The sequence below is a fragment of the Brevundimonas sp. CEF1 genome (assembly GCF_051353055.1).
Classification (GTDB): Bacteria; Pseudomonadota; Alphaproteobacteria; order Caulobacterales; family Caulobacteraceae; genus Brevundimonas.
Window position 1 is genome coordinate 2,328,865 of sequence record NZ_CP195593.1, and the last position, 23,441, is coordinate 2,352,305.

Consider the following 23,441-nt stretch of genomic DNA (forward strand, 5'->3'; position numbering starts at 1 on the left):
CTACTCCGGCGCGCCGTCGTTCGGCAGTTGCGCCAGGTTCGGCCGCTCACCGCGCTGGACCGTGGCGGCGCGTTCGACCGCGCGCATGGTGCGCAGCAGGTTCTCGCCGGAAATCTTGCGGATGTCGGCCTCGGTCCAGCCGCGACGCATCAGCTCGGCCAGGATGCGCGGATAGGCCTCCACGCTCTCCACGCCCTCGGGCAGGCTGTCGACGCCGTCGAAGTCGCCCCCCAGGCCGACGTGGTCGATGCCGGCCACATCGCGCACGTGCTGAATGTGCGCCACCACGTCGTCCAGCGAGGCGCGCGGAGCGGGGTTGGCGGCGGTCCAGGCGTCGATGCCCGTCTTGACCGCATCGGGGGCGCCCTGGTTCAGGGCCGAGAGGCGCGAAAGCTCGGCCGAGCGCAGGGCACCCCACTGGCGCACCGGCTCGCTGATGAAGCCCGGCACGAAGGTCACCATGACGATGCCGCCGTTGGCCGACATCTGCCGCAGCACGGCGTCCGGCACATTGCGCGGATGCCCCGTCACGGCCCGCGCCGACGAGTGCGAGAAGATGACCGGGGCGGTCGAGACGCGGATGGCGTCGGTCATAGTCTCTTCCGAGACATGGCTCAGGTCCACCATCATGCCGATGCGGTTCATCTCCTTGACCACCTGCTCGCCGAAGGGCGACAGGCCGCCCCACTTGGGCGCGTCGGTGGCGCTGTCGGCCCAGGTCGTGGTCCTGGAGTGGGTCAGCGTCATGTAGCGGGCGCCGGAATCATAGAACTCGCGCAACAGGCCCAGGGAATCGTCGATCGAATAGCCGCCCTCCATGCCGATCAGGCTGGCGATGCGGCCGGCCTTGTGGATGCGGCTGATGTCATCGGCTGTGGTCGCGATCTCGAACACCGACGGATAGGCCGCGGCGATGCGCTTGACCGTGTCGATCTGCTCGAAGGTGGCCTTGGCCGCCTCGACCGGCTCCAGGCTGGCAGGGACATAGACGGACCAGAACTGAGCGCCCACGCCGCCCGCGCGCAGACGCGGAATGTCGGTATGCAGACGCGTCGTCGCGGCCAGGTTGGTCGCCAGATCAACGCGATAGGGGTCGTTGCCGAAGCCCTGACGCAGAGCCCAGGGTAGGTCGTTGTGGCCGTCGATCAGGGGGGTGCGACGCAGGATCTGCATCACCCGCTCCTGCCCTGCGGCGTTGTCGCCGGCCGGGGTTTGCGCCAGAGCGGGCCCGGTCAGGACGGCGAGCGATACGGCGGCGAGCAAGGCGGTGCGGATCATGGTTTCCCCCTGAATACTGAACGGCCACGCTGGCACAGGCGGCGGCCTATGGGAACTAGGTCTGATCTGGATCAAGGCCCGCTTTCGCCGCCGGGCGCATGAAGCGCGTATCCCGCCCTGTTCACAAAGGCCGTCCGTCATGGTTGAAGCCCTGATGATCCAAGAGACCCCCACATTGATGGTCGAGCATCGCGAGCGCGCCCGCGTCTGGTTCGAGACCCTGCGCGATCAAATTCACGCCGGTTTCGAGGCCCTGGAAGACGCCGCCCCCGCCGACCTCTTCCCCGGCGAGGCCGGCCGCTTCGTGCGCACGCCCTGGGACCGCAAGGAAGGCGGCGGCGGCGTCATGGGCATGATGCACGGCCGCCTGTTCGAAAAGGTCGGGGTCCACTGCTCGACCGTCCACGGCACCTTCCCCGCCGACTACGCCAAGAACGTGCCCGGCGCCGAGGAGGACCCGCGCTTCTACGCCACCGGCATCAGCCTGATCTGCCACCCGGTCAGCCCGCGCGTGCCGGCCGTGCACATGAACACCCGCCTGATCTCGACCACCAAGACCTGGTTCGGCGGCGGCGGCGACCTGACGCCTGTGCTGGACGCGGACCGTCGCGACGACCACCCCGACACCCTGGCCTTCCACGCTGCGATGAAGAGCGCCTGCGACGCCCACGACCCGTCATGGCATGCCAAGTACAAGCAGTGGTGCGACGAATACTTCTTCCTGCCGCATCGCAACGAACCGCGCGGCACCGGCGGCATCTTCTACGACCATCACGACAGCGGCGACTGGGAACGCGACTTCGCCTTCACCCAGGACGTCGGCAAGGCCTTCCTCGATGTCTATTCGAAGATCGTCGCAGGCCGCATGATCGAGGCCTGGACGCCCGAGGAGCGCGAGGAGCAGCTGATCCGTCGCGGCCGCTACGTCGAGTTCAACCTGCTCTACGACCGCGGCACCATGTTCGGACTGAAAACCGGCGGCAACGTCGAGTCGATCCTCAGCTCCATGCCGCCCGTGGTGAAGTGGCCCTGATAAGGGTCTAGGCGACCTCGGCGCGGGCGTTGTCGGCCATCGCCCGCCCGATCCCGTCGAACAGAGCGGCCAGGGTCAGCGGCTTGGTCAGATGGCCGTCCGCCCCCGCCGCCCGGCCCGCCTCGACGTGTTCGGCCATGGCGTTGGCGGTCAGCATCAGGATCGGCGTCCGGGCGCGGCCATCCTGCGCCTCGAAGGTGCGGATGGCGGCGGTGGCGGTCAGGCCGTCCATCACCGGCATCTGCATGTCCATCAGCACCAGGTCGAAGGCCTCGCGCTTGAACAGGTCCAGGGCCTGAGCCCCGTCCTCGACCGCAACCAGCTCCATCGCCGTCGCGCCCAGCATGATCTCGACCACCTTGCGATTGGCCGGATGGTCGTCGGCCAGCAGGACCCGCAACGGCTGCTCGCGCACGTCGCCGACCGGCTGAACCGTCTCGGCGGTCTCGACGGCCGCCTCGGCCGACCGCAGGGGAATCTCGAACCAGAAGCGCGAGCCCTGCCCCGGCGTACTGTCGCACTCCAGCCAGCCGCCCATCAGTTCGACCAGCTCGCGTGAGATGGCCAGGCCCAGACCGGTGCCGCCGAAGCGGCGTGTGATCGAGCCGTCCGCCTGCTGAAAGCGGCCAAAGATGCGGGCCTTCTGCTCCTCGTCGAAACCGACCCCGGTGTCGGCCACGACGAAGCGGACGTCGCCCTCCACGCCCGGCGCGACCGTCAGGCTGACCTCGCCTTCCGTCGTGAACTTCAGCGCGTTGCTGACCAGGTTGGTCAGAACCTGACGCACCCGCACGGCGTCGCCCTCGACCAGGCGGTCAAACGCGGGATCGACATGGGCCACGACCGCCACGCCCTTGGCCTCGGCCGGAATGCGCCACAGGGCCGCCACGTCCTGCACCGCCCGCCCCAGATGGAAGGGCGCCGTCTCGATCGTGACCTGGCCGGATTCGATTCGGGCGCTGTCCAGGATGTCGGACAGCAGACGCTCCAGCGTGGCGCCGGACGAACGAATGACCTCGACCATCTCGTGCTCGTCGGCGTTCAGGTCGCGCTGGCCCAGGGCGTCGGCCATGGCCACCACGCCGTTCAGGGGGGTGCGGATTTCATGGCTCATATTGGCCAGGAACTCGCTCTTGGCCCGACTGGCCTCCTCGGCGCGACTGCGCGCGCTGCGCAGCTCCGCCGCCTGACGCCACTGCCACAGCAGGGTCAACAAGGCCGACAGCATGAAGACCACGCCGATGCCGACGATCCAGTTCTGCCAGCGGATGACCGTGCGCTGCAGCTCGGTGTTGGCGCGCGCGGTCTCCAGTTGCTGGCGGCGGCGATCCAGCTGTTCCTGAATGTCGCCAGTGACCTGGCGGATGCCGGCGCTGAACCGTTGAGCGCCCTGAACGTCACGATCCCGCTGATAGGTGCGCAGAACCGTAAAGGCCTCCTCGGCGCGTCCCGAAGCGAACAGGATTTCCGCCTCGACCAGCCCCACGGCCGAATCCGCCCCGCCGTCGACGCTCAAGGCCCGCAACCGCTCAAGGTCACGCCTCGCGCCGTCCACATCCCCCGTCCGCGCCCGCGCCACCGCGCGCAGGGGCAGGATGTCCAGCAGAACAAAGGCCGCCGATCCCATGTCCTCGCCATAGGGCGCCAGGCAGGACAGCACCTCCAGCGGCTCGTCCCTGGCGCTGGCCACCTGAGCGCACAGGCCCGCGTCATAGACGAGCAGCGTCTCCAGCCCTGTCCGCAGGCTCAGGCGACGGTGCGCGGCGTAATAGGCCTGCGCCCGCGTCAGGTCCCCGACCTGAATGGCCATCTTGGTAAGGTTGTAGAGGCTGTCGAAGTCGGGCCGAGGATAATCCGGATTGGTGTAGTCGATCTCGAACCGGCGGAAGGCGATGGTGGCCCCCACCGTATCATTCAGCTTCATCAACCCCATGCCCGTCATTTCCCACAGGCCGCCGTGGGCCGTGGCGGCATAGGGGGCATTGTCAGGAATATCGGTCTCGGCCTGGCTCAGCAGCTTCAGCCCCTCGCCGACGCGTCCCTCGTCGATCAGGGTCAGAGCCGTCAGCCGCGCGGCATGCGCTCGGACGAACCAGTCGACACCGGCGGTCGTCATGCGGCTCATCTCGGCGGCGACGTCCAGATCGCCCTGATCATAGCGCGCCGTCAGGTCGTTCAACTGCGCGATCTGGATATAGCGTCGATCACGCTGAGCGCGAGCTTTCGCCTCCAGGCGCTTGTTCCAGAAGGCGGCCTTCTCGAACTCGCCTTGGTTCTGCATGATCCAGACGACGTGATAGAGACGGTTCAGGCCCTCCCGGTCGTGACGCCTGTAGGCGGCCTCGCCGAAGGCTTCCAGCTCAGCAAAGCTGCTCCCTCCCGCCCGCGTCTCCACCGCTCGCAGCAGATCGTCCGACGGTGCCGGCGCCTGCGCCAGAGCCAGGCTCGGCGACAGCAGGATGGCGATCGCGAGGACCGCAGCTTTGATTGGCGACATATCACTTCCAGACTGACGCCTCAGAATGGCACGCCAGAAGTTGCGCAAGGTTTAGCGTTCGGGGAACGCGCGAACCTCGTGATCAGATGCCGCTGCCGTCCGCCTCCACCGGCGGCGGCGTCAGCAGCAGATAGGCGCGTATCCAGGCCGTCAGCACGGCCCGGTCATTGGCGCCCTCCAGGCTCAGCAGGGCCTCGTCCGCCAGATCATGCGGAATGCGGTCGCCGCGCCGTCCCTCGATCAGGGCGGCGGCGTAGGCGGGCTGGAACTCGGGATGGCACTGGAAACTGATCGCGTCCTCGCCCCAGGCCAGACCGGCGTAGGGGGTGAAGTCGCACGAGGCGATCACTCGCGTATCCGGCGCCACCGCCACCACCTGATCCTGGTGCGACACCGGAATGGCGATGGTGCGGGCGCGCGGATGCATCCACGGCTCATGGCTGACCACGTCATAGCGATGCAGGCCGACGCCCCAGCCCTTGTGCGACTTCTCGACCTTGCCGCCAAAGGCGTGGGCGATGACCTGATGGCCGAAGCAGATGCCCAGCAGGCGCGTCTTGCCCCGCGCCGCCCTCAGCCAGTCCACCAGAGGCGAAATCCACGGCAGGTCGTCATAGACACCCGCCGCCGAGCCGGTGACGATAACGCCCGTATAGACCGAGGGGTCTTCCGGCAGGTGCCCCGACTGCACGTCGAACCGCGTCGTCGGCACGTTCTCGCCCAGCAGATAGCGGAAGCGAGCGGGATAGTCGTCGAAGGCGTCCCGCAGATGCTCGGGCGGGTGGCCGGTTTCCAGAATGGCGATACGGGTCATTTCGGCGTTTTCCAGCGGGGAGAAGGAAGCGTCTGTCTCTGGATTGGGGTAGAAGTCGGGCGATTGCAACGAGGCCGCCCTACATGACCGCCGACGCGACCGCCGATTCCCCCGTCGTCCTGATCAATATCTTCAAGTGCGACGCCCGGCGTCAGGAGGAGCTGATCGAGCATCTGGCGGCCCTGGCCCAGGTGCAGCGCGCCCTGCCCGGCTTTGTCTCCGGCACCCTGCATCGCGGCCTGAACGGGCGCGTCGTCGCCAATCATGCGGTCTGGAGCAGCGCCACGGACTGGAAGATCATGACCCGCCATCCCCAGGTGGTGGCGGCGATGGAGCCCATCCTGGCCCTCGCCACCTTCGAGCCCCACCTCTACGAACCCGGCGAGGTCGTCGAGGCCTGACCGACCCCTGACCGACCTTCCTCGCCTATCAGACCGCGCCACTTCCCATGTTTCATTGGGATTGAAGGTCTCTCGCGGCCTTTCTCACGACTCGGCGCCCGACCGTGCCATGCTGACGGGGCTCTTTCACACCGTCGCAAACCTACCCCCTCGGCCCTCAGCCGCCGCACATCGCCCTACCTGCCGTCATCCTCGGGCTTGACCCGAGGATCGAAGGATCGGGCGCGCTCGACCATGCCGACGTCGCGCAGACGGATAGCCCGATCCTCGGGTCAAGCCCGAGGATGACGGCGGACAAGGCAAGCGCTCCGTTTTTTCGGATCGCAGTGCAATCCACGACGTCAACCCGCGCGCCAAACCTCGGCTCGCGCCCCGGCCTCGCCCAGGGTCGTCGCCACCCAGCCGCAGATTTCAGCCGCCGCCGCCTCGGCGCCCGAGGGCGGATTGACCACCGTCATGGTGCAGCCGTTCATCTTCATCGGATTGTTCAGCGGCCGCAGACGGGCCTCGGCCACCAGCACCCGACCGACCCTGGCCTCCTCCAGACGGCGGATGAAGCCGTCGAAGGTCTCCATGTCCTTCAGCGGCGTCCAGACCGCCACCGTCGCCGTGCGGTCGTGGCGCAGGATGGCCGCGGCGCTCTCGGCCGAACGCACATAGTCGTCGGGCCGCTCGAACGGCGGGTCGATCAGGACCAGCGGCCCCTTGGTCGCCCTGGCCGCCTTCAGCGCCTCGACATAGCCGTCGCCCGCGCGCCCTTCGGCGGCGGGCTGGTCGGCCAGGGCCTCGGCCAGCATTTCTTGAACCGGCGGATGGAACTCGAAGCCCAGGTAGCGGTCGCCGTCCTTCAGCGCCCGCGCGATCAGCAGCGGCGAGCCCGGATAGAAGCGCGCGCCGCCGTCGGGGTTCAGCGCCGCGACCTCGGCCGCCAGGGCCTCGATCAGCGGCGGCCGGTCCTCGGCGGTCATCAGCCGCGCCACGCCCGCCTCGGCCTCTCTCGACCGCGCGCCGTCGCCCGACAGATCATAGAGGCCCGCGCCCGCATGTGTGTCGATGACCGTGACCGGCCCTCGCTCTTGCCGCTCCTTCAGCAGCCACAGCACCAGGGCGTGCTTGACCAGGTCCGCGAAGTTTCCGGCGTGAAAGCTGTGGCGATAATTCATGCCCGCTCCGTCCCCCGGTCCGAGCCTGCGGTCAAGAGCCGACCTGCGCTCAGAAATGACGCTTGTTTCATTTTGACACACCATCGTTATGCGTCATTGGCCGCCCTCGCGCAGTCCCGCGCTCACCTGAGGACATGTCGATGGACTATCGCCTCTCCAACCGCTTCCTCCGACTGGCGGTCCTGTTCGCCCTGGTCGGCATGAGTTTGGGCTACTGGATGGGGGCGACCGAGCAGTTCGCGGCGGCGCCGGTCCACGCCCACATCAACCTGCTGGGATGGGTGTCCATGGCCCTCTACGGCCTGTTTTACCGGGTCCAGCCGAGCGCCGCTCAGGGCTGGCTGCCGCAGACCCACTTCTGGGTGGCGCTGATCGGCCTGCTGATCTTCATGCCGGCGCTGGCGGCCAAGCTGCTGGGCGGCGCGGGTCTGCAGGCGGCGGCCAACCTGGGCCTGATCGTCGGGCCAAGCCTGACCCTTCTGTCGATGATCCTCTTCGTGGCGGTGGTCTTCCGCGCGACCGGCCCGCGCGCGGCCCTCGCCTGATACGACAAGGCCCCCTGCCTTGCGGTCAGGGGGCCTGTTTTTTACGGCGTCGTCAGAAGCCTCAGTCGGCCCAGTTCAGGACGACCTTGCCCGACTGGCCGGACTTCATGGCCTCAAAGCCCTGCTGGAAGTCCTGATAGGGCATCTGATGGGTGATCAGGGGGGTCAGGTCCAGACCCGCCTTCAGCAGGCCCAGCATCTTGCGCCAGGTGGTGAACATCTCACGCCCATAGACGCCCTTGATGGTCAGGGCCTTCAGGATGATCGCGCCCCAGTCCGTCTCCATCGGCTTGGACGGAATGCCCAGCAGGGCCATGCCGCCGCCCATGATCAAAGTGTCGACGCACTGCTTGAAGGCGATGGGCGAACCCGACATCTCCAGCGCCACGTCGAAGCCGACCTTCAGGCCCAGCTCGTGCATGACGTCGCGCAGGTCTTCCTTGGTGGTGTTGACCGTGCGCACGCCCGGCGCAACCTTTTGCGCAAGTTCCAGGCGGAAGTCATTGATATCGGTCAGGACCACGGTGCGAGCGCCTGCGTGACGGGCGACCGCAGCGGCCATCATGCCGATGGGGCCGGCGCCCGTGACCAGGACGTCCTCGCCCAGCAGGTCGAACTGCTGGGCCGTGTGCACGGCGTTGCCGAACGGGTCCAGGATCGAACCGATCTCATAGGGGACGTCGTCGGGCAGCTCGATGACGTTGAAGGCCGGGGCCACCACGAACTCGGCGAAGGCGCCCTGACGGTTCACGCCGATGCCGCGCGTATCGGGGTCCAGGTGGAAGTGACCGGCGCGGGCCGCTTCGGAGTTCAGGTCGATGACGTGACCCTCGGCCGAGACGCGCTGACCGACCTTGAGGCGACGATCCACATCCTTGCCGATGGCGACGATCTCGCCGGCGAACTCGTGGCCGGTGATCATCGGGACCGGCACGTTCTTGCGGGACCACTCGTCCCAGTTCCAGATGTGGATGTCGGTGCCGCAGACGGCGGTGCGGTGCACCTTGATCAGCACGTCCTCGTCGCCCGCGACGGGGATGGGGGCGTCGATCAGTTCCAGCCCTTCGGCCGGTTTGGTCTTGGCCAAGGCCTTCATGGTGTCGGTCATGGTGGGTGCTCCCGTTGCTTGGATGCAGCCGCTAGGCCGCCTTGGCCGGGATCGCAAGCGGTCCCGGCGAAAACTTCCGTCAGCCCCGCCCGCCAATCCGTCGCATAACACTGAGACGGATAGAGCTGTGCGGGAAACCGTGAATCAGCTAGCGACAAAGCTTCCAGACGCTGGCCCCTGCCCGGCGGCCCCGATAGTGGACGTTTCGCCAGCCCATGCCGCGCTTCTTCAAATCCCCCGCCGTGCAGTATCTGGGCCTTTTCGCCCTACTGGCCATCACCCTCTTCAGCGTCCTGGCGACGCCCTGGGCCGAGCGGCTGTTCGTCCAGCCCTTCACCCAGTTGCTGGTCGACATCTGCGCCCTGGTGCTGGCGCCGTTCGACAGCCGGGTCCTGGCTCAGGGCGACATCCTGCGCTTTTCCGACGGGCATGGCGCGGTTCAGGTTCTGGCCGGCTGTAATGCGGTCGAGGTCTGCGCCCTGTTGATCGCCGCCATCCTGGCCTTCCCGGGCCGTCTGCGCGACGGCTTGATCGGCGCGGCGGTCGGCGTGATCGCCCTGCAACTGGTCAACCTGCTGCGGATCATCAGCCTGCTCTATCTGTCGCGCGGGTCGGAATCGATGTTCGAGTTCTTCCACCACTATGTCTGGGACGCGATGATCGGGCTGGAAGGCCTGCTGGTCTTCTTCTTCTGGACCCGCTGGCAAAGCCGCCAGCCTGGCAAGTCCTCCAAGCCCGCCGCCGAGGAGGCCGCCTGATGGCCCGCTGGTTTGAAACCCTCGGCGCCAGGACGCCGGAAGAGACCGCGCGCCGCCGCTTCGGCCTGTGGTCCCTGGGGATGTTCATCCTGCTGCTGCCGCCCTGGTGGCTTTGGGGCGCGGATCTGGCCGCGATGGGTCTGCGGCCGCTGGCCGGACTGGTCTTCCGTCTGTTCGGGCTGACCGGCGAGGTCGGCGTGTCCGCCGACGGGGGCTGGAGCGTCGGCACCCGCCTGACCAGCGGCGGCGTTCCCACGACCTATGAGGTGACTCAGTCGGCGTTGCGGCGGCTGTTGCTGGGCTTCCCCCTGGCCCTGGCCTTCCTGACCGCGCCTCCGCGCACGCCGCGCCCGATCCGGGCGGCAGTCATCGCGGTCGCGGCCCTGACCCTGCTATTCATCCTATCGGTGACGTCGCTGATCTGGGGCGATCTGGCGGCGCAGTTGAACCCCGCCCTGGCTCCGCCGAGCGCCGGCGTGCGGCAGGCGCTGGATCAACCGCCCCTGCCCGCCGTCGTGGCCCAGATCGCCATCATCGGCCGCTACATCGGCATGTCGGTGGCGCCGCTGGTCGCCGCCGTCGTGCTGTGGGGCGCGCTCAATCCGGCAGGCCGGTCGGTTGTCATGGCCGACGACACTCTGAAGTCGTAAGTGTGCAGGGGGTCAGATGACCCCCAGCTCCTTGCCTGCCTGGGTGAAGGCGGCCACGGCCGCGTCGATCTGCTCAAACGTATGGGCCGCCGACATCTGGGTGCGGATGCGCGCCTGGCCGCGCGGCACCACCGGGAAACTGAAGCCGATCACATAGACGCCCAGTTCCAGCATCCGCGCCGCCATGTCCTGCGCCAGCTTGGCGTCACCCAGCATGACGGGGATGATGGGGTGCTCGCCCGGTTGCAGGGTGAAGCCCGCCTCAGTCATGGCCGAGCGGAAGCGCGCGGCGTTGGCGAACAACTGGGCGCGCAGGGCGTCGCCCTCCTCGCCCGCGGCGATGCGGATGGCCTCCAGCGACGAGCCGCAGACGGCGGGCGCCAGGGCGTTGGAGAAGAGGTAGGGCCGCGCCCGCTGCTTCAGCAGGGCCACCACGTTCGACTTGGCGCAGATGAAGCCGCCCATGGCGCCGCCCAGGGCCTTGCCGAAGGTGCCGGTGACGAAGTCCACCTCGACCTCGTTCCAGGCGTAGGAGCCACGCCCCTTGTCGCCCAGGAAGCCGGTGGCGTGGCAATCGTCGACCATGATCAGGGCGCCGTACTGGTCAGCCAGGGCGCGGATGTCCTTCAGCCTGGCGATGTAGCCGTCCATCGAGAAGGCGCCGTCGGTGGCGATGATGATCTCGCGCGCGCCGTCGGCCCGAGCCTGCTTCAGCTGGGCCTCCAGATCGGCCATGTCCGAGGTGGCGAAGCGATAACGCTTGGCCTTGCACAGGCGCACGCCGTCGATGATCGAGGCGTGGTTCAGGCTGTCCGAAACGATGGCGTCCTCGGCGCCGAACAGGGGCTCGAAGATGCCGCCGTTGGCGTCAAAGGCGGCGGCGAACAGGATGGTGTCCTCAAAGCCGAGATAGTCGGCGATGGCGCGTTCCAGTTCCTTGTGGATTTCCAGGGTGCCGCAGATGAAGCGGACCGAGGCCGTGCCCGCGCCCCACTTCTGCTGCGCCCTGATGCCGGCCTGGGTGACGCGCTCGTCGCCGGCGAGGCCCAGATAGTTGTTGGCGCAGAAGTTCAGGACCTCGCGGCCGTTCACCGAAATCACCGGCCCCTGACGCGAGGCGATGACGCGCTCGGGCTTGGTCAGGCCCTGGGCGTCGATGTCAGCCAGTTCGGCGGAGATTCGGTCATAGAAGGCCATGTTCGTATCCTGGGTCATGTCTGCTCCGCTACGCTGAATCCCGGTCCGTTTGAACCCCCGATCTCAAGCCGCGGGGGCAGTTCCCGCCGAGGCGTCGGCGACCGGACGAACGGGACTGACGCGCACCTGGCGCCCGCAAGGCGTCAGAGTCAGGGGCAGACTGATCTGAGCAGCGTCGCCGGGCAGAGTCAGACGCAGGGTCTTGGCCTCGGGGCAGACCTTTTCGCCCTCGGCTTCATGCGGCACGACGTTCCAGGCCAGATCGAAGAAGGCCTTGGCCTGAGGCTCCAGCGAAAACGGCGTCGGCGCCGTCCCCTTGGCGAAATAGCTGCCCGGCTCCTGCACCGCCCTGACCGTGGTCAGGACGCCGCCGCTCGCGTCGGCCAGGGTCACACTGGGGTAGCCGCCCAGGCTGCAAGCCCGCGCCCCAGTGTTCTGCAAGCCCAGGGTGGTCACGCGATTGCCCATGCCCGCGTCGCCGCCCTCGACCGACAGCTTCAGGTCCGTGCCTGTGCAGGGACCGACGGGCGCCGGAGCCAGGGCCGCGACCGGGCGGCTGCAGTGCTCGATCACCGCCCCGCCCGCCTGATCGTTCGGCCCCAGGCGGCTGAGCGTCCCGCTTTCCTGGCCGTTGCGGCTGGCGGTCCACCATTCCAGACCCTGCCCGGCGTAGCGCGCGCCGCTGGCTGAGACCGCGCTGGTCAGGACGTAGTCGCGTCCGTCGTAGGACACCCGCGCCGTTTCCGTGTCGGGATAGGTCACCGCGATGGTCTTGCCGCTCTCGCAGGCATAGCCGACGGCTGCGGCGGTCTGGGCCGTCGGCGCTTCGACCGGCGACGTCGGCGCGGGCGGCGCCTCCTGCGAACAGGCGGCCACGGTCAGGCCAAGACAGGACAGCAGCGCAACGGCGGAACGGGTCATGGGCGTCTCTCTGAGTGAGTCCGATCCCAACGTTACACCCGGCCAAAGGCTCCGCTTGCAAAGAAATCGAGCGGAGCGGTTGCGTAGTGATATACTATAACATATCAAGTTCGCGACATTGTAACGGGGATGCGTGCCTTGCGACTTCAAACCTTCCTGCTGACCGCCGCCGGGGCCGCCGCCCTTTCGACTTCCGCCTTCGCCGCTGACGACGTGATCCAGACCGCGCAGCAGGACGAGCCGACCGAGATCGCCGACGTCGTGGTCCGCGCCCTGCCCCTGGGTCGCGCCGGCGACGACGTCGGCTCGCACGTCGCCCTGCTGAGCGGCGACGAACTGGTTCATCGCCGCCAGTCGACTCTGGGCGACACCCTCAGCGGCATTCCCGGCGTCAACTCCGACACCTTCGGCGGCGGCGCCAGCCGCCCGGTGGTGCGCGGTCAGGCCGCCCCGCGCGTCAAGGTCCTGAGCGAGGGCGCGGGCCTGATGGACGCCTCGGAAGTCTCGCCTGACCACGCTATTTCCGGCGAGCCCCTGCTGCTGGAAGGCATCGAGATCCTGCGCGGCCCCTCGGCCCTTCTCTATGGCGGCGGCGCCATCGGCGGGGCGGTCAATCTGCTGGACAAGAAGATCCCGACGCGCGTCCCGGCCAACGGCGGCGAGGCCGTGATCGAATACCGTCGCGGCTCGGTCGACAACGAGGAAGCCGGCGTGGTCGGCGCCACGGTCGGCGCCGGAAACTTCGCCGTCCGCATCGAGGCGGCGGCGCGCAAGGCCGACGACTACAAGGTACCCGACTGGGACGAACCGCGTCTGGACGGCTCCTATAACGAGACCTCGACCGCGACGCTCGGCGCCTCATACATCGGCTCGCGCGGCTATCTGGGCGCGGCCTATACCGAACAGACCAGCCGTTATGGCCTGGCCGGACACACCCATGAGTACGAGGGCTGCCACCCGCACGGTGACCATCTGCACTGCGGCGGTCACGATGATCACGACCACGACGACCATGATCATGAGGAAGGCGAGGAGCACGATCACGACCACGGCGTGCCCGAGGTCCGGCTGAAGAGCCGCCGCTTCGATCTGCGCGGCGAGCTGCGCGCCCCCCTGCCCGGCATCGAGAATGTCCGCCTGCGCGCCGGCTATACCGACTATCAGCATCAGGAGTTGGAGGAAGGCGTCGTCTCGACCACCTTCACCAACGAGGGTTATGACGGCCGCATCGAGGCCCAGCATCGCGAGATCGCCGGCTTCAAAGGCGTGGTCGGCCTGCAACTGAGCAAAAGCGACTTCGCCGCCGTCGGCGAGGAGAGCTTCCTGGCCCCCAGCACGACCAAGAACACCGGCCTGTTCGTGATGGAGGAATACGAACTGGGCGACTGGCATTTCGAGGGCGCCCTGCGTCAGGAGTGGCAGGAGGCCTCGGCCCTGGGTCTGGCCGACACGGAGCACAAGCCCTTCTCGATCTCGGGCTCGGCCGTCTGGCACTTCATGCCCGGCTGGACGGGCGCGGTCTCGCTGTCGCGTTCGCAACGCGCCCCCTCGGCGCAGGAGATGTATGCCGACGGCGTCCACCTGGCCACCAACACCTATGAGATGGGCGACAGCGGTCTGGATGTCGAAACGGCCAACGCCCTGGAACTGACCCTGCGCAAGACGGCGGGGTCCACCACGGCCTCGGTCAGCGCCTATCACTATGTCTATGACGACTACATCTTCGCCCGGACCCTGGATCAATTCGAGGACTTCCGCCTGATCCAGTACAGTCAGGCCGACGCGACTTTCACGGGTGTGGAAGGCGAGGTGCGCCAGCAATTGACGCCCTGGCTGTCGGCCACGGTCTTCGGCGACTATGTGCGCGGCGAACTGAAGGGCGACGGCGGCAATCTGCCGCGCATCCCCGCCGCCCGCCTCGGCCTCCGCGCCGAGGCCTTCGCCGGCCCCTGGTCGGGCGACGTCGAATACAGCCGCACCTTCAAGCAGAACGACATCGCCGCCTTCGAAAGCGAGACGCCGGGCTACAACATGGTCAACGCCACCGTGGCCTATGACGTCGCTCTGGCGGGGGTGAAGTCGCAGGTCTTCCTGCGCGGGACCAATCTGCTGGACGAGCTCGCGCTGAACCACGCCTCCTTCCTGGCGGAAACCGCGCCGCAACGGGGCCGGAACCTGGTCGTGGGCGTACGCGCCCGCTTCTGATTTCGCCAGAGATGAAAAATAAGGGGCGGCGTTCGACGGACGCCGCCCCTTCGTTCGTTAGATCACTGTCGAGCCTGCTGTGACATTTCCGCGTCATTACAGGCTGTTAATCTGACAGAGACACGGACGCCATTTTTCGGCAACCATCAGTCTCCAAGCAGGTCGACGCCCTAAGCTTTCGGTCTAGCCAGGACTCCTCATGTCGCCCGTCGTTCTGCTTCTTGCTCTTGCCTCGCTCGATCCCAATGCGGACACGGCGACGACAGCGCCCGTCGCGGCGCCGCAGACCCAGACCCCCGCCGTCCCGGCCATCGAGGATCAGGAAGCCTATGACCTGGGCGAGATCCAGGCCGTTTCGACCAAGCGGCGCGGTGCGGCGCTGGGCGACTATGAGCCCGAACTGGTGCTGGATGAGGAACAACTCAAGGCCTATGGCGCCAGCAGCATCCAGGAGCTGATGACCCTGCTGGAGCCGGTGACGCGTAGCTCGCGCGGCGGCTCGCCGGTCTTCCTGGTCAATGGACGGCGCATCTCGGGCTTCCAGGAAATCCGCGGCATCCCGCCCGAGGCCATCGAACGCACCGAGATCCTGCCGGAAGAAACCGCCCTCTCCTACGGCTACAGCGCCGACCAGCGGGTGGTTAACTTCGTCCTCAAGGCCAACTTCCGCTCCCTGACCATGCAGGCCAGCGTCCGTCGCCCGGACGAGGGCGGCCGCACGGTCAGCGATCTGGAAAGCAACATCCTGCGCATCGCCGGCAAGCAGCGCACGACGCTGGACCTCGAGTACGAAAACGACACCCCCCTGTTCGAGACTGAGCGCGACATCCGGCGCGAGGACGGCGATCCCACCGACTACCGCACCCTGCTGGCCAAGCAGGAACAGGCGTCGGTGGCCGGCTCGGTGGTGCGCGATCTGAACGACACCACCGCCCTGACGCTGAGCGCCAGCCTGGAGGACACCTCGCGGCTGTCCTATCAAGGCCTGCCGAGCGTCCAACTGGCCCTGCCCCCGTCCACGATCGCGGAAGGCCTCTATCTGAACGCGCCGGACGCCCTGTCGCGCACCACCGACACCCTGGAGGGCAAGGTCGGGGCCTTGATCGACGGCTATCTGGGCGACTGGCGCTGGACGCTGACCGGCGGCTATGACCGCACCGAGACCAAGACCCGCACCGGGCGCGGGCTGGACCAGGACGCCTTGCAGGCAGGGGTGACGGCCGGAACCATCGATCCGTTCGGCGACGCCGGCCAGTTGCCGCGCCTGCCCTTCGACACGGCTCGATCCGTGTCCAGCAACGCCAATATCGAGGGCGTCATCAACGGCACCGCCTGGGAGGCGCCCGCAGGCGCCCTGACCTCGACCTTCAAGGTCGGCTTCGACACCCAGTCGCTGGATTCCGAGAGCGTGCGATCCGGCGTCTTTTCCGAACGCTCCCTGTCGCGCGACCGGACCAGCGCCTCAGGCAATTTCAACCTGCCCATCGCCAGCCGCGACCGCGAGGTTCTCGGCGTGCTGGGCGACCTCTCGGCCAACCTGAACCTGGCCTATCAGGACCTGTCCGACTTTGGCGGTCTGTCAGCCTACACCCTGGGTTTGAACTGGTCGCCGTGGACGCCCGTCAGCTTCACCGCCAGTTGGTCGGACGAGCAGAACGCCCCGTCGATGTCGCAGTTGAACGACCCGACCATCTCGACGCCCAATGTGCCGGTCTATGACTTCGCCACCGGCCAGTCGGTCAACATCACCCGCATCGAGGGCGGCAACGCGGGCCTGTCCGAGGAAACCAAGCGCATCCTCAAGCTGGGCTTCAACTTCACGCCGCTGAAGGACAAGGACCTGCGGCTGACGGCCAACTACAGCCGCACCGAGGTCGAGGGCTCCATCGCCGCCTTCCCGACCATCACATCGGAACTGGAAGCGGCCCTGCCCGAGCGTTTCACGCGCGACACGGACGGCAACCTGTTGTCCATCGACGCCCGTCCGCTGAACTTCCAGAAGGCCGAGCAGCAGGAAATCCGTTGGGGCCTGAACTTCTCGACCCCGTTCGGCAAGCCTGATCCGGCGGCGGCGGCGCGCATGGGCCAACGAGGTCCGGGCGGCGGCGGCACGATGCGCGTCGAAGGCGGCCCCCCTCCGGGTGGCGGCGCAGGCGCGGGCGGACCTCCGCCCGGCGGCGGCATGCGGATGCAGATGGGCGGCGGGGGTCGCGGCAATCGCGGCGCGGCGATGCAGCCCGGTCAGGGCCGTTTCAACGTCTCGCTCTACCACACCTATCGCATCCAGGATGAGATCACGATCCGCGACGGCCTGCCGGTGCTGGACCTGCTGGACGGCGCGGCTACGGGCTCGCGCGGCGGACAGTCGCGCAACGAGGTCCAACTCCAGATGGGCCTGTTCAAGAGCGGCATGGGCGGCTTCCTGAACGCCAACTGGAAGGAATCCACCCGGGTCAGCGGGGGCACGGACTCGACCGACGACCTGACCTTCTCGGACCTGACGACGGTGAATCTGAACCTGTTCGCCGACCTGTCGTCGCGTCAGACCTGGGTGGCGAAATATCCATGGCTGAAGGGCGCGCGGGTCAGCTTCGGGGTCGAAAACCTGTTCGATCAGAAGATGGACGTGCGCAACGGCCTGGGCGAAACGCCCCTGTCCTATCAGCCCGACTACCTGGACCCGCTGGGCCGGACCTTCCGGGTCAGCCTGCGCAAGATCCTGTTCTGACCCCTCCCCGTCCCCCTCGGGCTTGACCCGAAGGTCGAGCGTGGCGGCGCACTCGACTTAGGCAACGTCGCCCAGGCGGATAGGCCGATCCTCGGATCAAGTCCGAGGATGACGGAAGTGCGGAGACAAAGGAAAAGGCCCGGTCAGCGACCGGGCCTTTTGATTTCAGTGCGCCTCTTTCGGCGTTTCCATCAGTTCGATCAGAACCCCGCCCATCTCCTTAGGATGCAGGAAGACGACGGGCGTGCCGTGGGCGCCGATGCGAGGCTCGCCGGTGCCCAGGATGGTCATGCCCTTGGCGCGCATCTCGGCGATGGCGTCATGGATGTCCGCCACCTCGAAGCAGACATGGTGCTGGCCGCCCTTGGGATTCTTGGCCAGGAAGCCGGTGATGGGGCTGGTCTCGTCATAGGGCTCGATCAGTTCGATCTGGGCCGTCGGCGTGTCGATGAAGCAGACCTTCACCCCTTGCGACGGCAGATCGAACGGCTCGCCGATCTTCGTCGCCCCCAGGATATCGCGATACAGCTTGATCGAATCCGCGATCGAGGGCGTGGCGACGCCGACGTGGTTCAGATTGCCGATCATTACTTGGTCTCCCCCAAATCCTGGGCAGGCGTCGGCTGGGCGTAACCCAGACGCTGGTTCAGTTTCTCGATCAGGTCCGCAGCCGTGTCGGCGATCACCGAGCCGGGCGGATAGACGGCCGCCGCGCCCATATCGAGCAGGGGCTGCACGTCCGAGGGCGGGATGACGCCGCCGACCACGATCATGATGTCCTCGCGTCCCAACCTGGCCAGTTCGGCGCGCAGTTCGGGCACGAGCGTCAGGTGCCCCGCCGCCAGCGACGAGGCGCCGACCGCATGGACGTTCTTCTCGACCGCGTCCCTGGCGGCCTCGGCGGGCGTCTGGAACAGCGACCCGGCGGTGACGTCGAAGCCGATGTCGCCATAGCCGGTGGCGACGACCTTCTGGCCCCGGTCGTGGCCGTCCTGACCCAGCTTGGCGATCAGGATGCGCGGCGGACCTCCGTCGTTCTCCACGAAGGTCGCGACCATGTCGCGGGCGCGGACGACCTTGGGATCATCGCCGGCCTCCTTGCCATAGACGCCCGAGACAGTTTTCACCGTGGCCACGTGGCGGCCAAAGGCGGCCTCCAGCGCGTCGGAAATCTCGCCCACCGTGGCCTTGGCGCGGGCGGCCTGGACCGCCAGTTCCAGCAGGTTGGCGTTTCCGCGCGCGCCAGCGGTCAGGGCTTCCAGAGCCGCGTCGGTCGCGGCCTGATCGCGCTCGGCGCGCAGTTTCTTCAGCTTGTCGATCTGGGCGGCCAGCACGGCGGCGTTGTCGACCTTCAGCATCGGAATGTCGTCGGGTGTATCGTTCAGATAGCGGTTCACGCCGACCACGGTCTGCTGGCCGGTGTCGATGCGGGCCTGGGTCTTGGCCGCCGCCTCCTCGATGCGCAGCTTGGGAATGCCGGCCTCGATGGCCTTGGCCATGCCGCCCGCCGCCTCGACCTCGGCCATCAGGGCGCGGGCGCGGTTCGCCAGATCATGGGTCAGGCGCTCGACGTAGAAGCTGCCGCCCCAGGGGTCGATGGTGCGGGTCAGGCCCGTCTCCATCTGCAGCAGGATCTGGGTGTTGCGCGCGATCCGGGCCGAGAAGTCGGTCGGCAGGGCCAGGGCTTCGTCCAGGGCGTTGGTGTGCAGGCTCTGGGTCTGACCGCCCGCCGCCGCCATGGCCTCGACCATGGTGCGCGACACGTTGTTGAACACGTCCTGCGCCGCCAGCGACCAACCCGAGGTCTGGCAGTGGGTGCGCAGCGACAGGGAGCGCTGGTCCTTCGGCGAGAACTTCTCGGCGACCTTTTCGGCCCACAACAGGCGGCCGGCCCGCATCTTGGCCACCTCCATGAAGTAGTTCATGCCGATGGCCCAGAAGAAGCTGAGGCGCGGCGCGAACCGGTCCACGTCCATCCCGGCGTCGACGCCCGCCTTGATGTATTCCAGACCGTCCGACAGCGTATAGGCCAGCTCGATCTCGGCCGAGGCCCCCGCCTCCTGCATGTGGTAGCCGGAGATGGAGATGGAGTTGAACTTCGGCGTCTCCTGCGCGGTCCACGCAAAGATGTCCGAGATGATCCGCATCGAGGGTTCGGGCGGATAGATGTAGGTGTTGCGGACCATGAACTCTTTCAGAATGTCGTTCTGAATGGTTCCGGTCAGAGCCGCGTGCGGCACGCCCTGTTCTTCGGCGGCGACGACATAGAGGGCCAGGATCGGCAGGACGGCGCCGTTCATGGTCATGGACACCGACATCTGATCCAGCGGAATGCCGTCGAACAGGGTCCGCATGTCCAGGATGCTGTCGATGGCCACGCCGGCCATGCCGACGTCGCCCTTTACCCTGGGATGGTCGCTGTCATAGCCCCGGTGGGTGGCCAGATCGAAGGCGATCGACAGGCCCTTCTGACCCGCCGCCAGGTTGCGACGATAGAAGGCGTTGGATTCCTCGGCGGTCGAGAAGCCCGCATACTGGCGGATCGTCCACGGGTTGCCGGCGTACATGGTCGGGTACGGCCCGCGCATATAGGGGGCGAAGCCCGGCAGGCCGTGGATGGCGTCCAGACCGTCCAGCGCCTCGGGACCGTAGGCCGTCTCGACCGTCAGACCCTCGGGCGTCAGCCAGGGATCACGGCTCGGGCCTTCGCCCGTCGCGGTCAGGTCCAGATCAATCTTGGAGAAGTCGGGGAAGCTGCTCATTGGGCGGCCTCCTCGGACGCGATCTCAAAGGGCGCGGCGAAGCGCACCGGGGTCAGGGCGCCGTGGCGCACCGGGACGAAGGCGGGATCAGCGGCCTCTACGGGGGCCGGTCGCGGATCGGGATCGACGTATTTGGTCACGCCGACCATGTGGCGCGCGCCGTCCTTCAGCGCGGCTTCCAGCTGACCGCGCGCGCGTTCGACACGCGGCTGGATCAGATGGTGCTTCAGGGCGTCGACCACGCCGCCTTCGGCTTCGATCGACTGGAATTCCTTCCAGCCGGCCTCGGCCAGATCGCGGGTGCGGCTGTCCAGGAACCAGGACCCGGCGGCGGGATCATCGACCCGGCCCAGATTGGCTTCTTCCATCAGCACCAGCTGGGTGTTGCGGGCCTGACGGCGGGCAAAGGCGTCGGGACGGCCCTCGCCGCGGGTGAAGGCGTCCAGCACCACCACATCGGCCCCGCCGACAGCCCCGGCGAAACCGGCGGCGGTCAGGCGCAGCAGGTTGGGCCAGGGATCGCGCGCCGACAGCATCCGCCGCGACGAGCGGGCCTCGATGATGGCCGGCGTTTCATGGCCGAAGGCCTTGCTGACGCTGGCCCAGATCAGGCGCATGGCCCGCACCTTGGCCAGGGCGTCGAAATATTCGGCGTCAACCGAGACGCCAAGAACCACGCCCTTCAGCGCCTGCTCGACGGTCAGTCCGGCCAGCACAGCGGCCTTGACGTAGGCGACGGCGCTGGCAGCGGCGAAGGCCAGCTCCTGCCCCGCCGAACCGCCCGCTTCGTGCACCACGCGGCCCGAGGCGAGGAAGAGTTTGGCGTCAGGATAGGTGCCAGCCAGACGCGCAGCGGCCTCGGCCGCCTCGGTCACGGCGGCGTCGATGTCGCCTTCGGCGGCCTCGGCATAGGCCGAGATCGGGTCGAGGTGGAATTGCAACTGGGCGCGGGGCGAACCCTTGGCCACAGCCGCCAGAGCCTCGGCGGCCTTCACGCCATCGAAGCCCGCATCCAGCGCCACCGGCGCCAGTTCCAGAGCCACACCGTCGAGGGCGGCGGCCAGCGTCGTCTCGTCGGTGGTGAAGGCACCCTTCAGCACCACCGAGGCGGCGCCGTTCTCAAGGTCGGTCAGGACGGCAGCGTTGATCGCCGCCGCCTCGTCGCCCTCGACCAGGGTGCGCAGGTCCCACGCCCGCCCCTCGGCGTCCGTGGTGCGCGGCGCGCGAAGCGCCTGCACCCCGGTCGCCTCGGCATAGAGCGGCCGGATGACCAGACCGTCGGCGTCGAGGTGGAGCAGGCTTTCGATCGCCCGCCCCTTCAGCGCCTTCTCGGCCTGTTCCCGCCATTCCAGCGGCGTCGGCGTGGGAAAGGTCGTCATCTACGCAAACTCCACCAGCACGTCGTCGGCGGCGACCGGATCACCGGCCTTGGCGCCGACCGCCTTCACCACGCCGTCACGCTCGGCCTTGAGGATGTTCTGCATCTTCATGGCTTCGATGATGGCGACGGTTTCGCCTGACTTGACCTCCTGACCGACCGTCACGGGGATGTCGACGACCAGACCCGGCATGGGCGACAGCACCAGCTTGGAGGTGTCGGCGGCGACCTTTTCAGGCAGGCGCTGATACATCTCGGCGGCGCGCGGCGTCAGGACGCGAACGCGGGCCTTCGCCGCCCGGTGACGGATGTCGAAACCGTCGGGCGCGCGCTTGACCTCGGCGGTGAAGGGCTCGTCATCCAGCACGGCGCGGAACTGGGCCATGCCCGGACGCCAGTCGATTTCCGAAAGGGTCAGGTCGCGCTCGTCCAGCGAGATGACCAGGTCCTCGGCCTCGTCATAGGACAGCGACACCGCGTGGGCCTCGCGGTCGATCAGGACGGTCCAGTCGGTGCGTTCCGACGGATCGCCCGCCTGCTCAGCCAGGACCTCGTTCATCGCCGCAGCCACGGTGATGAAGATGTCCTTCTGCGCCTCGCTGGGCTCCAGACCGCGGAAGCCGTCGGGGAACTCGTCCTTGATGTAGCTGGTCGACAGCTGGCCGGACTTGAAGCGGGCCTGATCCATCACCGCCGACAGGAAGGGCACGTTGTGGCCGACGCCCGACAGGTGGGTGTCCTCCAGCGCGCGGGCCATGCCCTCGACGGCGGCGTCGCGCGTCTCGCCCCAGGCGCACAGCTTGGCGATCATGGGGTCGTAGAACATGGAGATCTCGTCGCCCTCGCGGACGCCGGAATCGTTGCGGACGGTGTAGTCGCCCTGATCGCCTTCCTCGGGCTGCTCATAGCGCACCAGACGGCCGATCGACGGCAGGAAGCCGCGATAGGGGTCCTCGGCGTAGATGCGGCTCTCGATGGCCCAGCCGTTGATCGACAGGTCTTCCTGCTTGAAGCCCATGGTCTCGCCCGCCGCCGACCGGATCATCTGTTCAACCAGATCGACGCCGGTGATCAGCTCCGTCACCGGATGCTCGACCTGCAGACGGGTGTTCATCTCCAGGAAGTAGAAGCTGCGGTCCTGCCCGGCCACGAACTCGACCGTGCCGGCCGAGTCGTAGTTCACGGCGCGGGCCAGAGCCACGGCCTGGTCGCCCATGGCCTTGCGAGTCGCGTCGTCCAGCAGGGGCGACGGTGCCTCTTCGATGACCTTCTGGTTGCGGCGCTGGATCGAGCATTCGCGGTCGAACAACGAGACGATGTTGCCGTGCTTGTCGCCCAGCACCTGAATCTCGATGTGGCGCGGATTGACGATGAACTTCTCGAGGAAGACGCGGTCGTCGCCGAACGCGGTCAGGGCCTCGGCCTTCACCGCCGCAAAGCCCTCGGCCATGTCGGCGTCGGAATGGGCGACGCGGATGCCCTTGCCGCCGCCGCCGGCGCTGGCCTTGATCATGACCGGATAGCCGATCTCATTGGCGATCTTCACCGCCGCTTCGGTCGTCGCGATCAGGCCCATGTGGCCCGGCACGGTCGAGACGCCCGCTTCAGCCGCGAACTTCTTGGACGTGATCTTGTCGCCCATGGCCTCGATGGCGTGCGGGTTCGGGCCAATGAAGGTGATGCCCTCGGCCTCCAGACGACGCGCGAAGACCGGGTTTTCCGACAGGAAGCCGAAACCGGGGTGGACCGCCTCGGCGCCCGACTGACGCACCGCGTCGACGATCTTGTCCTGGATCAGATAGGACTGGGCGGCGGGCGACGGCCCGATGTGGATGGTCTCGTCGGCCATCTCGCAGGCCAGCGAACCGGCGTCGGCGTCCGAGTAAACGAGCACCGTCTTGATGCCCATCTTGCGGCAGGTCTTGATGATGCGAACCGCGATCTCGCCCCGGTTGGCGATGAGGATTTTGGAGAACATGGTCAGATCCTGAAGGCGTTTACTT

General features: G+C 67.5%; 18 protein-coding genes. 7 read left to right on the forward strand and 11 right to left on the reverse strand.

Translation table 11 applies throughout. The features are described from left to right. A complete protein-coding gene (locus ACR9FL_RS11975; protein ID WP_436355744.1) occupies nt 1-1,278 on the reverse strand; it encodes a dipeptidase in 1,278 nt (425 codons plus the stop codon). Between the two features lie 178 nt (nt 1,279-1,456). On the opposite strand from ACR9FL_RS11975, the gene hemF reads away from it, so the two are divergent. Continuing rightward, entirely contained in the window at nt 1,457-2,311 is an 855-nt protein-coding gene (gene hemF, locus ACR9FL_RS11980; protein ID WP_436358153.1) for an oxygen-dependent coproporphyrinogen oxidase, read from the forward strand. Between the two features lie 7 nt (nt 2,312-2,318). On the opposite strand, the gene ACR9FL_RS11985 is transcribed toward hemF, so the two are convergent. Together ACR9FL_RS11985 and ACR9FL_RS11990 are read right to left on the reverse strand one after the other, a co-directional pair. Next, nucleotides 2,319-4,808 (reverse strand): ATP-binding protein, encoded by a 2,490-nt coding sequence (locus ACR9FL_RS11985; protein WP_436355745.1) that lies wholly within the window; start codon nt 4,806-4,808, stop codon nt 2,319-2,321. Nucleotides 4,809-4,890: 82 nt separating this feature from the next. Then, nucleotides 4,891-5,622: a type 1 glutamine amidotransferase gene (locus ACR9FL_RS11990; RefSeq protein ID WP_436355747.1), complete on the reverse strand. Its 732-nt coding sequence runs from the start codon at nt 5,620-5,622 to the stop codon at nt 4,891-4,893. Nucleotides 5,623-5,705: 83 nt separating this feature from the next. Here ACR9FL_RS11990 and ACR9FL_RS11995 point away from each other — a divergent pair, with 83 nt between their 5' ends. Continuing rightward, nucleotides 5,706-6,023 (forward strand): antibiotic biosynthesis monooxygenase family protein, encoded by a 318-nt coding sequence (locus ACR9FL_RS11995; protein WP_436355748.1) that lies wholly within the window; start codon nt 5,706-5,708, stop codon nt 6,021-6,023. 341 nt (nt 6,024-6,364) lie between these two features. On the opposite strand, the gene rlmJ is transcribed toward ACR9FL_RS11995, so the two are convergent. Continuing rightward, the gene (gene rlmJ, locus ACR9FL_RS12000; protein ID WP_436355749.1) at nt 6,365-7,186 is read right to left on the reverse strand and encodes a 23S rRNA (adenine(2030)-N(6))-methyltransferase RlmJ; all 822 of its coding nucleotides are present in this window, start codon (nt 7,184-7,186) and stop codon (nt 6,365-6,367) included. Nucleotides 7,187-7,326: 140 nt separating this feature from the next. Between rlmJ and ACR9FL_RS12005 the strand changes: the two genes are divergently transcribed. Beyond that, complete coding sequence (locus tag ACR9FL_RS12005; RefSeq protein WP_296175522.1) at nt 7,327-7,731, forward strand: hypothetical protein; 405 nt, start codon at nt 7,327-7,329, stop codon at nt 7,729-7,731. 61 nt (nt 7,732-7,792) lie between these two features. Here the strand turns inward: ACR9FL_RS12005 and tdh are convergent, their stop codons facing one another. Beyond that, nucleotides 7,793-8,839, reverse strand: a complete 1,047-nt coding sequence (gene tdh, locus ACR9FL_RS12010; protein WP_436355750.1) for an L-threonine 3-dehydrogenase — start codon at nt 8,837-8,839, stop codon at nt 7,793-7,795. A gap of 215 nt (nt 8,840-9,054) precedes the next feature. Between tdh and xrtH the strand changes: the two genes are divergently transcribed. Further along, nucleotides 9,055-9,597 carry an exosortase H gene (xrtH, locus tag ACR9FL_RS12015; RefSeq protein ID WP_296175526.1) on the forward strand — a complete coding sequence of 181 codons (543 nt, stop codon included), beginning with the start codon at nt 9,055-9,057 and terminating at the stop codon, nt 9,595-9,597. Next, a complete protein-coding gene (locus tag ACR9FL_RS12020) occupies nt 9,597-10,247 on the forward strand; it encodes an exosortase H-associated membrane protein (protein ID WP_436355751.1) in 651 nt (216 codons plus the stop codon). Before xrtH ends, ACR9FL_RS12020 begins: the two co-directional genes overlap by 1 nt. Nucleotides 10,248-10,259: 12 nt before the next feature. Here ACR9FL_RS12020 and ACR9FL_RS12025 read toward each other — a convergent pair whose 3' ends face one another. Both ACR9FL_RS12025 and ACR9FL_RS12030 read right to left on the reverse strand, forming a co-directional pair. Then, nucleotides 10,260-11,462: a glycine C-acetyltransferase gene (locus ACR9FL_RS12025; RefSeq protein WP_296175529.1), complete on the reverse strand. Its 1,203-nt coding sequence runs from the start codon at nt 11,460-11,462 to the stop codon at nt 10,260-10,262. A gap of 45 nt (nt 11,463-11,507) precedes the next feature. Further along, complete coding sequence (locus tag ACR9FL_RS12030; RefSeq protein ID WP_436355753.1) at nt 11,508-12,365, reverse strand: DUF4232 domain-containing protein; 858 nt, start codon at nt 12,363-12,365, stop codon at nt 11,508-11,510. A 129-nt stretch (nt 12,366-12,494) separates the two neighbouring features. Between ACR9FL_RS12030 and ACR9FL_RS12035 the strand changes: the two genes are divergently transcribed. Beyond that, a complete protein-coding gene (locus ACR9FL_RS12035; protein ID WP_436355754.1) occupies nt 12,495-14,570 on the forward strand; it encodes a TonB-dependent receptor domain-containing protein in 2,076 nt (691 codons plus the stop codon). 199 nt (nt 14,571-14,769) lie between these two features. After that, nucleotides 14,770-17,298 (forward strand): TonB-dependent receptor, encoded by a 2,529-nt coding sequence (locus tag ACR9FL_RS12040; RefSeq protein WP_436355755.1) that lies wholly within the window; start codon nt 14,770-14,772, stop codon nt 17,296-17,298. 165 nt (nt 17,299-17,463) lie between these two features. Here the strand turns inward: ACR9FL_RS12040 and mce are convergent, their stop codons facing one another. From mce to ACR9FL_RS12060, 4 genes are read right to left on the reverse strand one after another with little or no spacing between them, the layout of a single operon-like run. Then, nucleotides 17,464-17,886, reverse strand: a complete 423-nt coding sequence (mce, locus tag ACR9FL_RS12045) for a methylmalonyl-CoA epimerase (RefSeq protein ID WP_296175534.1) — start codon at nt 17,884-17,886, stop codon at nt 17,464-17,466. Continuing rightward, the gene (gene scpA / locus ACR9FL_RS12050) at nt 17,886-20,060 is read right to left on the reverse strand and encodes a methylmalonyl-CoA mutase (protein ID WP_436355756.1); all 2,175 of its coding nucleotides are present in this window, start codon (nt 20,058-20,060) and stop codon (nt 17,886-17,888) included. The genes mce and scpA overlap by 1 nt, the downstream gene beginning before the upstream one ends. Further along, nucleotides 20,057-21,439: a methylmalonyl-CoA mutase family protein gene (locus ACR9FL_RS12055; RefSeq protein ID WP_436355757.1), complete on the reverse strand. Its 1,383-nt coding sequence runs from the start codon at nt 21,437-21,439 to the stop codon at nt 20,057-20,059. The genes scpA and ACR9FL_RS12055 overlap by 4 nt, the downstream gene beginning before the upstream one ends. Beyond that, the gene (locus ACR9FL_RS12060; RefSeq protein ID WP_436355758.1) at nt 21,440-23,416 is read right to left on the reverse strand and encodes an acetyl-CoA carboxylase biotin carboxylase subunit; all 1,977 of its coding nucleotides are present in this window, start codon (nt 23,414-23,416) and stop codon (nt 21,440-21,442) included. Between the last annotated feature and the right edge of the window lie 25 nt (nt 23,417-23,441).